The organism is Empedobacter stercoris (assembly GCF_020281205.1).
In the GTDB taxonomy this organism is placed as follows: Bacteria; Bacteroidota; Bacteroidia; order Flavobacteriales; family Weeksellaceae; genus Empedobacter; species Empedobacter stercoris.
In genome coordinates this window covers 1-15,796 of sequence record NZ_JACXZC010000014.1, presented here as the reverse complement: position 1 = coordinate 15,796, position 15,796 = coordinate 1, and the positions used below count along the sequence as shown (strand labels likewise).

Here is a 15,796-nt window from a genome sequence, read left to right as displayed (position 1 = left end):
AATTCTATAATAATAAAATGAAAATATTAGCAAACGACGGAATTTCTAAAGCAGGACAAGAAGCTTTAGAAGCAAAAGGTTTCGAAGTCATAACAGCTCATGTAGCACAAGAACAATTAGAAAATTATATCAATCAAAATAACATCGAAGTACTTTTGGTACGCTCTGCAACAAAAGTTCGTCAACCATTAATCGATGCAACAAACCTTAAAATTATTGGTCGTGGAGGTGTTGGTATGGATAATATCGATGTTGAATATGCACGCAACAAAGGAATTCAAGTAATTAATACACCCGCATCTTCTTCGCAATCTGTAGCAGAGTTTGTAATTGCGCATTTATTTTCTATTGTTCGTAATTTACACAATGCAAACCGTAACATGCCTTTAGAGGGTGATTCTAATTTCAATGGATTGAAAAAAGCGTACGCAAAAGCAATCGAATTGAGAGGGAAAACAATGGGTGTAATTGGTTTTGGACGTATTGGAGTAGAAGTAATTCGTGAAGCAATCGGTTTAGGAATGAATATATTAGTGTATGATAAATTCCCTGCAACTCGCGATATCGAATTAGAGTTTTTTGATGGTCAAAAAGTGAATTTCTCCATTACTTCTGTCGATTTTGATGAAGTCATTACAAAAGCAGATTTTATCTCGTTGCATGTACCTGCTCAAGATGGATACATTTTAGGAGAAAAAGAATTTGCTAAAATGAAGGATGGTGTAATTGTGATTAATACTGCACGTGGTGGAGTTGTTGATGAGCGTGCGTTGGTTGATGCCATTGAAAATGGTAAAGTAGCTGGTGCTGCATTAGATGTTTTCGAGAAAGAACCAACACCTGAAATGGGATTGTTGATGAACGAAGCATTGTCGTTATCGCCACATATCGCAGGGTCTACAAATGAAGCTCAAGATCGAATTGGAACTGAATTAGCAGCGCAAATCGTAGAGATTTACGGAAAATAATTTTGTTTTTTATTCTATTTAAAGTTAACTGAAATGCCACAATTTAAACCATTCAAAGGAATTCGTCCAACGGAGGAAACTTCTCAAGAATTTGTTACCCTTGCGGTGAATCAATATTCGAAAGAAGAAGTGGATTTTTATATCAACACAAGAGAAAACACTTTTTTGCATATTATTCTACCAACTTGGGACGATTCTATTCAAGATCCGAAAGAAAAATTCAGAAAAGTTCGTCAGAACTTAGAAAAATTTATCGAGAAGAAAATACTGATTCAAGATAAATCATCTTATTATATTTATCAAGTGATTCAGGCAAATGGTCGCGAGACAAAAGGTCTTTTAGGACTTGTCAATATAGATGATTATAGAAACAATAAAATCAAAAGACACGAAGAAACGTTAGAACGTCGCGTGGAATTATTTGCGGAATATCTGAAAGAATCTCATTTTCATGCAGAACCTGTTTTGTTGACCTACAAACCTGCTCAACGAGTAGATTTGTTGATCGATACAGAGATGAAGCGTAAACCTATTCTGAAAATAGATGATCCTAATGGTTCGCAACATTTGTTGTGGAGAGTTGATAATCGATTGAATTTAAAACAAATGAAAGATTCAATCGAAAAGTTAGATGAATTATACATCGCTGATGGTCATCATCGTATGGAAAGTTCCGAGCGTTATACAAGATATGCAACAGAAACTTCTAAAGAAGAGGTTTATGGCGACGAAGCGTTTAATTATACATTAGCGCTTTTGGTTTCGAATGAAGAATTGATTATTAATGATTATAATCGTTTAATTAAAGATTTGAATGGATTATCTTCCGAAGAATTTATTCAACGTTTAGAAGAATATTATGAGATTATTCCAAAGAATGATGAATTAATTGTTCCGACCAAAAAACATCATTTGGTAATGTATTTAGATGGTCAATATTATAGTCTTTATGTCAAAAATAGTATATTGATGACAGAAGGTTTGAGTGAATTGGATACGTATATTTTTGAAGAAACTGTATTGAAACCAATTTTAAAAATTGAAGATACAAAGAAAGATAAACGTGTTCATTACGAATGTGGAACGCGTGACAAAGATGGAATAGAAGCTTTAAAAAATAAAGTAGATCATCACGATTATATCGCTGCATTTGCTTTTTACCCTGTCGATGTAAAAGATCTACAATTGATTTCGGATTTAGGACTTAAAATGCCTCCAAAAAGTACGTACATCGAACCAAAACCGTTGAGTGGTTTTGCAGTATTTGATTTGAAAGAATAATATAAAATGAGTATTCAAGATAATTTAAAAACAATTGAAACGACAATTCCTAATCATGTAACACTTGTTGCAGTTTCTAAAACAAAACCTGTTGAAGATTTGCAAGAAGCTTATGAAGCTGGAATTAGAGATTTTGGTGAAAATAAAATTCAAGAAATGTGCGACAAGTACGAAGTTCTTCCTAAGGATATTCGTTGGCATATGATTGGACATGTACAAACCAATAAAGTGAAGTATATGGCGCCTTTTGTGCATTTGATTCACGGAGTTGATAGTCTAAAATTGTTGAAAGAAATTAATAAACAAGCAGAGAAAAACAATCGTATTATCGATGTTTTATTGCAACAATTTATTGCAGATGAAGAGACTAAATTTGGATTAGATGTGGAGGAAACTCGACAAATTATGCAAGAAGAAATTCAGCATTTGCCTCATGTTAGAGTAGTAGGTTTGATGGGAATGGCAACATTTACCGAAGATAAAAATCAGATCAGAAATGAATTCAAGACCTTAAAATCTAACTTTGATTTCTTGAAAAATAATTTTGAAAATATAACCATTTTATCCATGGGAATGTCAGGTGATTACCAAATTGCAATAGAGGAAGGTAGTACAATGGTTCGCATTGGAAGTTCGATTTTTGGACATCGAAATTATTCCATATAATGGACTAATTTTTTTTAAAATAACAAAACCCTAAAATGATAAGTTTTAGGGTTTTTGTATTTTTAGTTTTGATGAAAAAGTTTTTATATGTTAACCATTTCCTCCGCCTCCGCTTTGCTCTTGGTTAGATTTTGATCGTTCTATTTTGAATTGTTTTCCAAAATTATAACTTATTCCAATTCGGTACGATCTGTAAGATTGGCTTACACCAGTATTTATAACATTATTAGAAATGCTTGTGTATGAACCATTTTTGTTTTCGAAAAGGTTAGAAATATTGGCAGAGATTTGCAATTTCTTTTGAAAAACCATTGCTCTTAACCCAATATTATGTCGCGTGAAATCTCCAAATTTATCCAAGCCATCTGTGCTTTTTGTGTAATACGAATACGAGTAATTTGCAAAAAGGGTTTTCTTTTTGTTTAAATCTAAATTATTTGTAATTCTAAATTCACCATTCATACCATCTAATGTATAGTTCATTTCAGGAATTTTACTTGTGGTTTTGCGATAAAAAACATCTGCCGAAGCATTTATTTTCCACCATTTGTATGGTTTTACATTGATGTTTTCACTAAATCCAATACTATATGTTTTTCCGATGTTAAATGGTTTAGAAAGCGAAATTTTCGTTTCAGGATCATAGATAACGACTTGTTCAAAAAGATCAGTTGCATTTCTGTAATAAATACTCGATACAAATAAATCTTTATAGGCATGTTCTAATTCGAAATTATTAGAATTAGAAGGTGTTAGATTTGGATTTCCTTCATAGTAACTGTATTCGTTTTGTTTGGTTGTTCTCGGATTTAAATACCAAATAAATGGTCGATCTACACGGCGCGAATAGTTTAGGGTAAACGAATGATTTTCCGAAGATTGATACATCAAATAGGCAGTAGGGTATAAACCGTCATACTCTTTTTTGTAATTATATTGCGGATCATCCATTATACTTTTTGATTGTGCATGTTCGTAACGTAAACCAACTTTAGCTGTCCATTTTTCATTTAATTCTCGTTCGACTGAATAATAAAGTGCATACACATTTTCGTTATATTGATAGTTATTCGAGAAATTAACATCTTCTTGGAAATCTTCAGTTGGATTTGATTTTGAGTAACGGTGATTGTCTGCTTTATCTTTAGCCCAACGCAAACGTGTTCCATAATTCATTTTCCACGAATTAACAGGATGCTCCATATCAAGACTTACATTAAATCGATCCGATGAACTTTCTGATAAACTATAGTTGTTGTCGTATTTATTATCAATTGGATTCCAATCTGAATCAAATTCGTTGCTTATATTTTTGCTGTTGTTATCGTTTATATTGTTCGAATAATCGAAGTCAAATGTTAACTTTTTTCCTTCTTGTTTAAATTTTTTGATGATATGATAATTCAATCCAAGATACCCCCAATCCCAAGTCGTACCATCTCTGTTGGTTGTCATATATCGGTTTAAGGTATTATTTGTTAAATCAAAAATAGAAGTGATGGAATTCCCTTTGTTCATCCCATCTCCATCAGAATAGTCAAAGTTAAATCCTGTAATGAATAAATCGTTTAGTTGGTAGTCAATACCAATTCTTCCACCATAATACTGGTTCTCATTTTTATTTTTTCCGTTTGTCAACCATTTCTGATCAGGATAAATAGTCGAATTTTCACTTTCATTGTACCAATTTCCAACACCACTATAAACACTCGAGGTTAAGGTCCATTTCCCTTTTCGGTAATTGATATTCCCATTTAAGTTAAAACCTGGATATTTTTGCTGACTATAAGAACTTGAAATAGAGCCATTGAAACTTTCTTGTTTTGCATTTTTCAATACGATATTAATGATTCCACTATTTCCAGTTGCATCGTATTTTGAAGGTGGATTGGTGATAACTTCTATTTTATCGATATCTTCTGTTCGGATAGTTTTTAGATAATTGGCTAATTGTTCACTACTCATTTGCATCAAACGATCATTAATCATCACACTTACAGAACCTTTTCCAATGATAGAAATCGCATCTGTAGCTTCTTCAACTTTGATACGTGGTGCAAGTTTTAACGCATCTAAGGCATTTCCTCCTTTTGCGCCTTCGGCTAATTCTGGATTAAAAATGATTCGATCAACTTTCTTTTCAATTAATTTTTTTTGGCCAGTTACGACAGCCTCTGTTAACGATACATTCTCTGTTTTAGGAACTAAAATAATTCCTAAATCCGTATGATTCGTAATCGTGAGAGAGGATGAATGAAGTAAAATTCCAGCTTCTTCAATTCTATACGTATAAGTTCCTTCTTCTAAAATAACCGTAAAGTGCCCATTTTCGTCAGTAGAAATTTCATCTATAATTTTTTCGCCTTGAAAAATGATTACATCTGCTAACGATATTGGAGCTTGATTGGTATATTGAAAAGTTCCTTTTATTTCTTGTTGAGCAAAAGTATGAACAGATGCAATACAAATAATTGGAAGAAAATATTTTTTCATTTATAGGGTTGTTTACAAATAAGACGCATCAATCATCAAAAAGTTACAAAACTATAAGTGAAAATATCTTAAATAATAATGAATTAAAGAATCAAAAACTCCCAATAAGGGGATTATTGGGAGTGAATAAACTTATTTAAGTTCTTTTTCTAATTGAATAGATTTTGGAAATAGAATGTTGTTTTCGATGTGAATATGAGTATGCAAATCATTCTCGAATTCTTCTAACATTGCATAGGTCACGCGATAAGTGTTACACGCATCTGCTGGTGGAGTGTAATGATTGGTAAGTTCTGCAATCTTTGCAAAACGATCACCTTCTGCGGTATGTTCATGTTCCATCATGTGAACTGGATTTTCAACTGTACCAAAATGAGGAACTTCTAATTCTATTCCTCTTTTCTTTGCATGAGTCATTTTTTTGATAAATGGAAAAAGAATTAATTCTTCTTTTTTTAAATGAGCACTCAAATCTTGAGCTGTTTGATTAAATAAAGCGTTTATTTCATAAAGTTCTGGATGTCTTTCACCATGAACTTTGCATAATTTGTCTAAGAAAGCGAGTAAAACAGGTATTTTTTCTTCCACATAAGCATGATGTATTTTTTCAACATATTCACTTAGCAAATCCAATGGCCACGATTTAAAATCAATTGAAGCTTCGGTTTGAGAAGGTAAATTTTCCAAATCATTATACACTTTGTTTACATCTGTAGTTTTATTTTCACAGGCTTCTTCGATGGTTCTTCCACCACGGCAACAAAAATCAATGCCATGTTTTTTGAAAATCGCCGCAGTTCTAAAATCTTCTGAAACCATTTCTCCGATTAAATCTGTTTTTATGTCCATAATAGAATACTTTTTTGTCTTTTATTAAATTAAATTTTTTTTGAGCCTTTTAGCATTATTATTTTTTCTTTGCAATCATGACAAATGCACACAAATGTTCTTCGTATTTTTTGAAAACTTTCTTCATTTTTATTACTCTTTCTCTTACTTCTGTTTGAGTTGCAATATTTTTTATGATAGTTAAAAATCCTGAAAATCCTTCATCATCAATTAATCTTGAAGGTTCAAGCAGGCGCATTTCAGCTGTTTTAATTTCAATAATTTCGAAACCTTCTTCTTTTACAAGAATTTTCCATTCTTCAACTGTTAATGGTCTTGCATTAACATTCATCGTAATTGCAAGCTCTTTTTGAATGCTCTTTTTGATTTCATCTGAAATATTATTCGATTTTAATGCTAATTCATGAATTGCATAGTATCCATCTTTTTTTAGAACACGATGAGCTTCTTTTATGATTTCACTTTTACGATGATTGGCATGCATCGTTAGCATAGCTTCTCCAAAAACTTTAGTTTGAGAACAGTCATCAAGTCTTGTGTCAGCAGCATTTCCTAATTGAAAAACAGCTTTCTGATTATCAAATTTTTGATTTAAATTCTCGATAATTTTTTCGTCTAAATCAATTCCAATGTATGATGTTGGCTGTTTGTCAAGTACAATAGAAGTGGTATAACCAAGCCCAGGAGCAAATTCTACAATCGCATCATTTGTATTGATATCTAACAATTCAACCATTTCATTTGTCAACTTTTTTCCTCCAGGTCTTAGTACTTTTTTCCTATTTTAGCAAGAAGCCAATGTCCAGACATTTTATCAATTGTATCATTTTTCATTTGAGTAAGTTTTTTATTTTCAATTCAAATAAAAAGACCTTTTTATCTTTTATTAAGCTAAATTTTATTCTAAATTTAATTTTAGAAATACTTCTTGCGAATCTAATTTCTCAACCAATTGGTTGATAGTAGTTGTTTCTAATAAATGCTTTAAAGTATTTCGTATTTCTTTGAATTGCTGATGCAAAGGACAAGGATTTTTTTCTGAACATCGTTTTAGTCCAAGTGCACAACCACTAAAAATTTTATCTCCATCAAAATGTCTAACAATTACAGCCAATGAATTTTTCATATCTTTTTCATCGAGATGAAAACCACCATTTGGTCCTTTTGTAGACTGTAAAAGATTTTTTCGAACCATTTCTTGCAAAATTTTTGCAATAAAATATTCAGGAGAATCAATTCCTTTCGCTACATCTTTTATTCCAACTCGATTTCCGTCTTTGGTTTGCTGTGCGATATAAATTACTGCTCTAATGGCGTATTCACAAGTTTTTGATAACATTTACAATTCTTTTACACTACAAATATACATCATTTCTTTAATAAAAGAGTAAAAGGTGTTTTATTAATTCTAATTATTTCCAAAATTCGTCTTCAAAATTATCAAATGGTTTTGTGTGCGAGTTTTCTAATCTTTTACCTATTTGTTTCAAATCACTTTCATCAAGATTTTCTTGTAAGTAAGGAAACCATTCACGTTCCTCGAACCGAATATGATTTTTTAATAAATGAGCAAATTTTTCTACTATTGATTTCTCTGGATGTTGAGCAATCTTTTGTGCCAAAACCTTTAATTCTTGATGTTCGGTTTTAATTTGTTGGTTGTATGTTTCGTTTGAATAGGGAAAAATAATCGTTTCTTCATGTTTAAAGTGCTCAGAAAGATGATTGTTCCAAAAATATTCAACATAAGATGCAATTCGTTCTAATGCAATATTTTTAAAGAAACCTTGTTCAATTTTCCAACTACAAAGCAATCCAAAATGATGATCCTTTGATAAAACGACAATGTGTTCACTTCTTTTCATAATTAACTGTTTTTGTGAATTAAAGTTATGACAATTTTTCAATAAAATACTTTTTAGTATTCTATTTTAAAATTTAGACGTATTTCAGATCTTTTTTAGGTTGACATAAATGGAAAAGTATTCAATAAAAAAATCATTCTAATTTCCTGCTATTGGACTACGGAAAACTCCGACAGCTAATTCAGTCCATATTAATAAACCAATGAGTAAAACCATTATGCAGAAAAAGATTTTATTTTGTAAACGGTTAGTCAGTTGTAGAATGTAGTTTATCGTTAATCCAATAACCGACAGTAAAATAAATGCAATAATAAAATCAAAATAAACTCCAGTTGACTTCATTTGTAAATTGCATAGCAATTAGTGGAATTGTTATTATTAGACTAATTATTCCAACAAATTAAAGATTGTTTATGGTGCATTTTTGTATTCATAACTAACTATTTATTGAAATCACTTTGAGAAATAAAGTAATAAAATAAAAATGAGATTCAAAAAAAAATAGTTTAATTGATAAATTGTGAACGATTGAGTTTGGATTTATTGAAAAATTAATTTAAATCAATATTTTTCTAAAAGCATTGTTTAAATTTGAGGTATGAAAGCAAGTTTTGAACCTTATATATTGAAATTCAAAAATCCGAGCGGGACTTCACGAGGGATTTTGACAGAGAAATTAACGTATCTTTTTACGATAGAAGAAGATGGGAAAGAATATGTTGGTGAATGTGGATTGTTTAAAGGATTGAGTTTTGATGATCGACCAGATTATGAAGAAAAATTGCAATGGGTTTGCGATCATATCGATTTAGGAATTGAGGAATTATGGAATCAATTACGAGATTGGCCTTCAATACAATTTGGAATAGAACAGGCTTTTCAAAGTCTTTCTACTAATCGATACAATGATGCTTATACAGATAAATTGAATCCAAATTTGTACGAGTCAGCATTTTCTTCAGGAGATCAAGGTATTCAGACAAATGGTTTGATTTGGATGGGTTCAATTGATTTTATGCGTGAACAAATCAAAGAAAAATTAGCGATTGGTTATAAATGTATTAAACTGAAAATTGGTGTTGATTGGAAAAATGAGCATGAAATTTTACAACAATTGCGTTCAGAATTTTCTGTAGAACAATTAGAATTACGTGTTGATGCAAATGGAGGATTTACGTTTGACGAAGCTAAGGTTGTGTTACAACAATTAGCTGACTTAAAAATTCATTCGATCGAGCAACCCATAAAAGCAGGGAATATTGAACAAATGACCGAATTATGTGCTACCACACCAACGCCAATTGCATTGGACGAAGAGTTAATAGGAATTGTTCAACAAGAGGATAAATTTAAATTGTTAGAAAAAATTAAACCTCAATATATTATTCTAAAACCAAGTTTAGTAGGAGGAATAAGAGGGGCTTTGGAATGGATAAATGCGGCCGATACCTACGAAATTCCATTTTGGATTACTTCTGCTTTGGAAAGTAATATCGGACTAAATGCTATTGCACAATGGACAGCAATTTTATATCCAGAGATGCCTCAAGGATTGGGAACAGGCGGTTTGTTTACCAATAACTTTCCAAGTCGATTAGAATTAAAAGGAGAATATTTATTTAGAAACAAATTATGATCAATAAATTATTAGTAGCAATAATCTCAGTTGTTGTGTTGATGAGTTGTCAAACAGCAAATAAAATGACTGATACAAACGCAATTCAAAAATATCAAACTGAATTAGCGTCATTTTATACAAATCCTAAAACAACACCTTTGGTAGATGAGGAGAAAACAAATTTTAAAGGAATTACGTTTTTTCCGATTAATGAAAAGTACCGTGTAAAAGCGAATTTTACTCCAATTAAGGATGGAAAAGTTATTCCATTTCCAACTTCGGCGAAGAAAATCAAAAATTACAAAGAATACGGAACAATTACGTTTACGATTGACGATATGGAGCAAACGTTAACGATTTATCAATCTTATCCGATTATGGAGAAATACGAAGAAAGTTTGTTTTTGCCTTTTATGGACGAAACAAATGGCGTTACTTCTTACGGAGGAGGAAGATATTTAGATTTAAATACAAAAGATTTTGGCGGTAATTCAAACGAAGTAACAATTGATTTTAATCAAGCGTATAATCCATATTGCGCCTACAGCAAGCATTACAATTGTCCAATTCCACCGGCAAATAATGTGTTAGATGTGGAGATTAATGCAGGTGTAAGTTATCATAAATAAGATGTTGTATTTAGATTTTTCTACCCCTAATTTTAATGTCAATTCTATTCAACCAACCAATGAATTTGAGGAAACAGTCAAATCATTTTTAGATGATTGGTTTTCTGATTCTACAGTCATGGTTGCGCATACTTCTGGCTCAACAGGAACGCCAAAAGAGATTATTCTAACCAAAAAAAATATGCGTAAAAGTGCGAATATGACAGGGAAATACTTGAATTTGAAAAAAGGGGATTCAGCCTTGTTGGTGATGCCTGTATCTTATATTGCGGGTAAATTAATGTTGGTTCGTGCAGTAGAAATTGGGTTAAAGTTGATTTGTATGCAACCTACTTCGAATATTTTGATGGAAGATATTTCAAAAGGAATTCAAAAAGAGTTGGGTTCGATTGATTTTGTAGCATTAACGCCTATGCAAGTCGAAAATTCGTTGTCGTTTGTTTCAAAATGTAAGAAATTAATCATTGGCGGAGCAGCGCTTTCAGAGAAAGTTAAATTAGATTTGGCGGCTTTTGATAACGAAGTCTACGAAACCTATGCAATGACAGAAACGATTACACATATTGCTTTTAAACAAGTTCAGAACAAAAAATATCAAAATGTTTCTAATTTATTTGAAGCCTTTGATGAGGTGAAAATTTCACAAGATAATCGAGGTTGTTTGGTGATTGATACACCGTATGATGGTTTGCGAGTGGTGACAAATGATATTGTTGAAATCATCAATAAACGTCAATTTAATTGGATTGGGCGTGCAGATAATGTGATTAATTCGGGCGGAATAAAATTATTTCCTGAACAAATAGAAGATAAACTGAAACCTTTTATTCATTCAGCCTTTTATGTGACATCAAAAACGGATGAATTGTTAGGACAAAAATTAATTTTAATAGTGGAAGGCGAGGAAAGAAGTTTAGATTTTTCTTTGGTCGATTTGACGAAATACCAAGTTCCAAAAGAAATTATATTTATAGAAACTTTTCCGAGAACGGAAAGCGGGAAGATAAAACGACAACAGTTTTAGAAATAGCTGATTTTATTTTTTCATGCATTTTATCTAAAAATAGCTTAATTTTAGCACTACTAAAAAACTTATACCGTGGACTACAATAAACTTTTTAACGATATTTTTTTCTTAATTCTTGATGATGAGATGGATGAAAATCAATATCCAATTTGGAAAAGTTTTTCGTTTATCCACAATCCGATTCAGCAATTGATTAAGGCGCAAGATTTATTGAATCAGCTGTTGCACGAATTTCCAAAAGACAAAAAAGCACTTTTTTTAAAGGGCGTTGTTCAACGAAACTTGAACTTCAACGAAGAATCAATTTTATACCTTTTAGAAGCAAAGAAAGAAGATTATTACCTGTATGCTGCTAATTTTTATATTGCTGAATATTACATTCATAAATTAAAATTTGAAGAAGCAAAAAAGTATTTAAAAGAAATTGAAATTATATACCCTACTAATCAGCGTTTTCTATTTTTATCGATTTTGGTAAGTTTGGAATTGTTTGATTTTGAATCAGCTAAACGATATTTAAATATTCTTTATCAATTAATTGAAGACAAAAAAGTTTTAGAATTATTGAGTAAAAATCTTCAAATTACAGAAGAAATTGTTCTGAAAACAACGAACCGTTTGGTGTTAAAAAATTTCAAATTAAGAAGTTTTAATTATAATCTTCAACTCAAAACAAATTTGATTTCTTTTTACAAAAACTTCGCTGATATTGGTGTTAACTTTAATGGAATCAATTGTTTTATAATGGCATTGACCTTGAAACAAATTACGCTTTATCCAACGTTTCAATATTTCGAAATGTATACTGTACAAACGGTTTTAGATTATATTGATGTCGATAAAAAAGGTGTACAAATGCGTTTGGATGATATAAATTTTGATCAAGATTTTGTCAAAAATTATCATGAATATTTAGAAGTTGAAATTTTACTGAAAGAAGATTAAAAAATCTCTATTTTTGCCAAAATATATATGATGGAGTTTGTTCAAAATAAAGAAGAAATTTTTGACAATGTTGAATTGTTTTTAGAAAGTTTGGAAATGGGAACTGAACAGGAAAAAGCCAAAGCAATTCAATTGATCAAAAAATCAAAAACATTTTTAGTAATCGATGCTGAAGAGGTAATGGTTTTTGCACCAAGTACTTTTATTGGTTTTAAAGACAATTCGATTTTAAATTTTTCTGGAAAATTGTTGGAACATGAAACAAATCCAGTATTAACCAAAATAATTGGTTCAACTCCAAAAATTGACAAAACCTTAGACGAATTATTTTTAGATTTCTGCGATGAAGTAGCAATCAATCGTAATGATGTAGGGCTTTCTCGAGATTATTGGATTGTAAAAGAGATATAACATAAAAAAGGCTTTTCAACAATTTTGAAAAGCCTTTTTTGTATAACAAAAACTAACCAATTAAATTCACTTCAAGTTTAGAGATTGGATTTATTCCAGCCAAAACTCCATCAATTTCGCATTTTAACAAACCACTTCCACCACCGTAATGATGTATTTGTTTTATGGTAGGAAAATAGGTGTTTATCCATTCTTCTACACCTTCTAACTCCGAAGCACCAATTCCACTACTATATAAAACAATTTGGACCTTGTTTACAGCGACAAACCATTTCAATTCCTCTTGCGTGCAGGTGCAAAATGCTTTCCATTTGTCATTGTTGTTAATTACACGTTCTAATGTATCAACAATCTCCTTATTTTTTCCAAAAACAGCTATTTGCACTTGCATACCCGATTTGTTTACCTTGCAAAGAAAGGATATAATAAAAAGTTAGACATTGATTTAGGTCAAGAAATGAATTCGATCAAAAAAACCGTTTCTTTTTGAAACGGTTGCTTAGTTATTTTGATTTTCTAATTGTGCTAATCGTTCTGCAGCTAAATAAAATTCTGGGTTCAACTGCAAGGCTTTTTTGTATTGTTCAACAGCTTCATCTTGCTTTTCTAATTTCTCTAAAATTGCACCTTTGTTGTAAAACGATAAGAAATGATTTGGATTTAAATCGATTGATTGATTAAAATCGTTCAATGCATTGTCTAAATCATTTAATACAAAATAAGTATTTCCTCTGTTGTAAAACGATAAGAAATGTGGTTTCATTTCAATCACTTTTGAATAATCTTCAATGGCTTGATCAAATTGTTTTAATTGATCAAAACAAAATGCACGATTATGGTAACAAGATTCGTATTCTGGATTAATTTCTAAGGCTTTATTAAAACAAGCAATTGCATCGTCATATTTGTTTAAATTCATCAATACATAACCCTTTTGATGATAAGCGACAAAACTATTTGGATCAATTTCGATGACTTTATCAAAGTTTTCAGCTGCTTTTGTAGGATTATATTGATTAAAATTCGCCATACCTCTATAAAAATAGAAGTTAGGATTTTTATCATCTAATTCAATTGCTTTATCAAAATCCTTGATTGCATCTGTATTTTGTTTCATATAATACTGGCTCAATCCACGTCCGAAATATGAATTTGCCACTTCTATTTGACGTTTAATCGATAATGTAAAATAATCAATCGCCTTTCTATACTGACCTTTGCGGAGATATTGACTCCCATCTTCATAAAAACTCATAGTTCAATATTACAACAATCTCTTTAAATTTTAAATAAAAATTTTCAGAAAAGTTTATCTTTACACAAAACAACACACATGAAAATAGAACATATAGGGATTGCCGTAAAAGATTTGGGATTATCAAATGATTTATTCGAGAAATTATTAGGAAAAGCACCTTATAAAGAAGAAGCTGTGGAGTCGGAAGGCGTGCGTACATCTTTCTTCGAAGTAGGAGAATCGAAGATTGAATTGGTAGGTTCTGAAAAAAAAGACAGTGCAATTGAAAAATATTTAGAAAAAAATAGAGAAGGTATTCATCACATTGCTTTTGGAGTAGATAATATCGAAGTTGAAATCGAGCGTCTTAAAAATCAGGGATTTACTTTTATTAATGATCAACCGAAGTTAGGTGCAGATAATAAACGAATTGTATTTTTGCACCCTAAAACAACCAATGGTGTACTGGTAGAGCTTTGCGAAGATGTAAAATAATTTTGTTATTTAAAAAATATGCTTTAATATTGCACTCGAATTAAGCAGTAGACTATTTGCGAAAGTAGTTGTTATAATGGCTTAAATTCAGGTCCTATAACTCAGCTGGTTAGAGTAGCTGACTCATAATCAGCAAGTCGTTGGTTCGAGCCCAACTGGGACCACAAAAGCACCTTTTTAAAGGTGCTTTTTTTATTTAATAATGCTGATTATTAATAATTTATCAATTTCACTACATTTTAAAATCACCATTTTTTACCATTGTTTTGATACCCGTTTGATACCCATTTTATATATTTGCTAATAATTGCTATTGTTTTATTGTAAAATTTATAAATGTCAGAAACTAAAAATGCCTTTTTAAGGTATCAAATATTAGATGATTGTTTCTCGAACTTTCATCGTAAATATTTTTTAGATGATCTTATAAAAAAATGTTCTAAAAAACTTTCAGATTATTATGGTTATGAGATTTCTGTATCAAAAAGAACCATTCAATACGATATAGACTTTATGAAGGGTTCTGGAGGTAATTTTGCACCAATTGAAAAATTTAAAGAAGGTCGTAAGTCTTATTATAGATATTCAGATCCGTCTTATTCTTTTATGAAAAAGGATTTAGATGCGAATGAGTTTGCTGTTTTAAAAGATGCATTAATTACAATGTCTCGTATAAAAGGTTTACCTGGATTTGATTGGTTAAGTAAAATGCAGGTCCAGTTGGAAACAGCATTGGATATTGATACAAGTAAAGAGAAAATAATCAGTTTTGAAGGGAATGAATATTTAAAAGGGATTGAATATCTTCATCAATTATATCGTCAGATTATTAACAAAGAGGTGTTAGAAGTCTTATACCATCCTTTTACCGAAGTGAATCCAATTCAAGTTTTAATATCACCTTATTATTTAAAGGAATATAATAAGAGATGGTTTTTGTTAGGGATGAATCATAATGAAAATTATATTCAAACTTTGGCTTTAGACCGTATTGTTTTAGTTGAAAGTACTACTTTTGAGTATACTGAGAGCACCATTGATTTCGAAAATTATTTTAATGAGATTATAGGGGTTACAAATTATCAAGATAAGCAAGTGGAGAAGGTTAAAATAGAATTAATGAATAATATTATACCTTATCTTGAAACTAAACCACTACATGAAGAACAGTGGATTGAAGGTAATGTCTTGGTATTGAATATTAAACTGAATTACGAATTAGAAAGCTTAATTCATGTAAATCGTCAGCAAAAAGTGGACATCTAAGACCTAAAATTTAAGGTAGTGTTTTAAAAATCATTAACTTTAATTA

18 protein-coding genes and 1 tRNA gene are annotated in these 15,796 nt (G+C 30.7%); 11 read left to right on the top strand and 8 right to left on the bottom strand.

Annotated elements, in window-relative coordinates:
* Positions 1-17 precede the first annotated feature (17 nt).
* Genes IF125_RS08040 through IF125_RS08030 form a run of 3 tightly spaced genes read left to right on the top strand, consistent with a single transcriptional unit; the run spans position 18 to position 2,915 of the window.
* Entirely contained in the window at positions 18-968 is a 951-nt protein-coding gene (locus IF125_RS08040; RefSeq protein WP_188319710.1) for a D-2-hydroxyacid dehydrogenase, read from the top strand.
* 33 nt (positions 969-1,001) lie between these two features.
* On the top strand, positions 1,002-2,249 hold the full coding sequence (locus IF125_RS08035; protein WP_225542128.1) for a DUF1015 domain-containing protein: 1,248 nt from the start codon (positions 1,002-1,004) through the stop codon (positions 2,247-2,249).
* 6 nt (positions 2,250-2,255) lie between these two features.
* A complete protein-coding gene (locus IF125_RS08030) occupies positions 2,256-2,915 on the top strand; it encodes a YggS family pyridoxal phosphate-dependent enzyme (protein WP_188319711.1) in 660 nt (219 codons plus the stop codon).
* 90 nt (positions 2,916-3,005) lie between these two features.
* On the opposite strand, the gene IF125_RS08025 is transcribed toward IF125_RS08030, so the two are convergent.
* From IF125_RS08025 to IF125_RS08000, 6 genes are all read right to left on the bottom strand, one after another.
* Positions 3,006-5,408, bottom strand: coding sequence for an outer membrane beta-barrel family protein (locus IF125_RS08025; protein WP_225542127.1), 2,403 nt, complete (start codon positions 5,406-5,408; stop codon positions 3,006-3,008).
* A gap of 132 nt (positions 5,409-5,540) precedes the next feature.
* A complete protein-coding gene (gene ric / locus IF125_RS08020) occupies positions 5,541-6,257 on the bottom strand; it encodes an iron-sulfur cluster repair di-iron protein (protein WP_188319713.1) in 717 nt (238 codons plus the stop codon).
* Between the two features lie 58 nt (positions 6,258-6,315).
* Complete coding sequence (locus tag IF125_RS08015; protein ID WP_262903664.1) at positions 6,316-6,993, bottom strand: class I SAM-dependent methyltransferase; 678 nt, start codon at positions 6,991-6,993, stop codon at positions 6,316-6,318.
* A 162-nt stretch (positions 6,994-7,155) separates the two neighbouring features.
* On the bottom strand, positions 7,156-7,596 hold the full coding sequence (locus tag IF125_RS08010) for an RrF2 family transcriptional regulator (RefSeq protein WP_225542125.1): 441 nt from the start codon (positions 7,594-7,596) through the stop codon (positions 7,156-7,158).
* A gap of 73 nt (positions 7,597-7,669) precedes the next feature.
* The gene (locus IF125_RS08005; RefSeq protein WP_038337008.1) at positions 7,670-8,122 is read right to left on the bottom strand and encodes a hemerythrin domain-containing protein; all 453 of its coding nucleotides are present in this window, start codon (positions 8,120-8,122) and stop codon (positions 7,670-7,672) included.
* Between the two features lie 138 nt (positions 8,123-8,260).
* A complete protein-coding gene (locus IF125_RS08000; protein WP_225542124.1) occupies positions 8,261-8,464 on the bottom strand; it encodes a hypothetical protein in 204 nt (67 codons plus the stop codon).
* Between the two features lie 256 nt (positions 8,465-8,720).
* Here IF125_RS08000 and IF125_RS07995 point away from each other — a divergent pair, with 256 nt between their 5' ends.
* The 5 genes from IF125_RS07995 to IF125_RS07975 all read left to right on the top strand — a co-directional run bounded on the left by IF125_RS07995 (position 8,721) and on the right by IF125_RS07975 (position 12,752).
* Positions 8,721-9,758 (top strand): o-succinylbenzoate synthase, encoded by a 1,038-nt coding sequence (locus tag IF125_RS07995; protein WP_225542123.1) that lies wholly within the window; start codon positions 8,721-8,723, stop codon positions 9,756-9,758.
* Positions 9,755-10,369, top strand: a complete 615-nt coding sequence (locus tag IF125_RS07990; protein ID WP_225539080.1) for a DUF1684 domain-containing protein — start codon at positions 9,755-9,757, stop codon at positions 10,367-10,369. Before IF125_RS07995 ends, IF125_RS07990 begins: the two co-directional genes overlap by 4 nt.
* 1 nt (position 10,370) lies before the next feature.
* On the top strand, positions 10,371-11,393 hold the full coding sequence (locus IF125_RS07985; protein WP_225542122.1) for an AMP-binding protein: 1,023 nt from the start codon (positions 10,371-10,373) through the stop codon (positions 11,391-11,393).
* 75 nt (positions 11,394-11,468) lie between these two features.
* Entirely contained in the window at positions 11,469-12,341 is an 873-nt protein-coding gene (locus IF125_RS07980) for a tetratricopeptide repeat protein (protein WP_171622919.1), read from the top strand.
* Between the two features lie 30 nt (positions 12,342-12,371).
* Positions 12,372-12,752: a hypothetical protein gene (locus tag IF125_RS07975; RefSeq protein ID WP_171622920.1), complete on the top strand. Its 381-nt coding sequence runs from the start codon at positions 12,372-12,374 to the stop codon at positions 12,750-12,752.
* Positions 12,753-12,804: 52 nt separating this feature from the next.
* Here IF125_RS07975 and IF125_RS07970 read toward each other — a convergent pair whose 3' ends face one another.
* Together IF125_RS07970 and IF125_RS07965 are read right to left on the bottom strand one after the other, a co-directional pair.
* Complete coding sequence (locus IF125_RS07970) at positions 12,805-13,143, bottom strand: hypothetical protein (RefSeq protein WP_225542121.1); 339 nt, start codon at positions 13,141-13,143, stop codon at positions 12,805-12,807.
* Between the two features lie 108 nt (positions 13,144-13,251).
* Positions 13,252-14,007 carry a tetratricopeptide repeat protein gene (locus tag IF125_RS07965; RefSeq protein ID WP_225542120.1) on the bottom strand — a complete coding sequence of 252 codons (756 nt, stop codon included), beginning with the start codon at positions 14,005-14,007 and terminating at the stop codon, positions 13,252-13,254.
* A gap of 78 nt (positions 14,008-14,085) precedes the next feature.
* On the opposite strand from IF125_RS07965, the gene mce reads away from it, so the two are divergent.
* From mce to IF125_RS07950, 3 genes are all read left to right on the top strand, one after another.
* Entirely contained in the window at positions 14,086-14,484 is a 399-nt protein-coding gene (mce, locus tag IF125_RS07960) for a methylmalonyl-CoA epimerase (RefSeq protein WP_225542119.1), read from the top strand.
* 90 nt (positions 14,485-14,574) lie between these two features.
* Positions 14,575-14,648: transfer RNA gene (locus IF125_RS07955), tRNA-Ile, on the top strand.
* 172 nt (positions 14,649-14,820) lie between these two features.
* Entirely contained in the window at positions 14,821-15,750 is a 930-nt protein-coding gene (locus IF125_RS07950) for a helix-turn-helix transcriptional regulator (RefSeq protein ID WP_225542118.1), read from the top strand.
* The last annotated feature ends 46 nt before the right edge of the window (positions 15,751-15,796 follow it).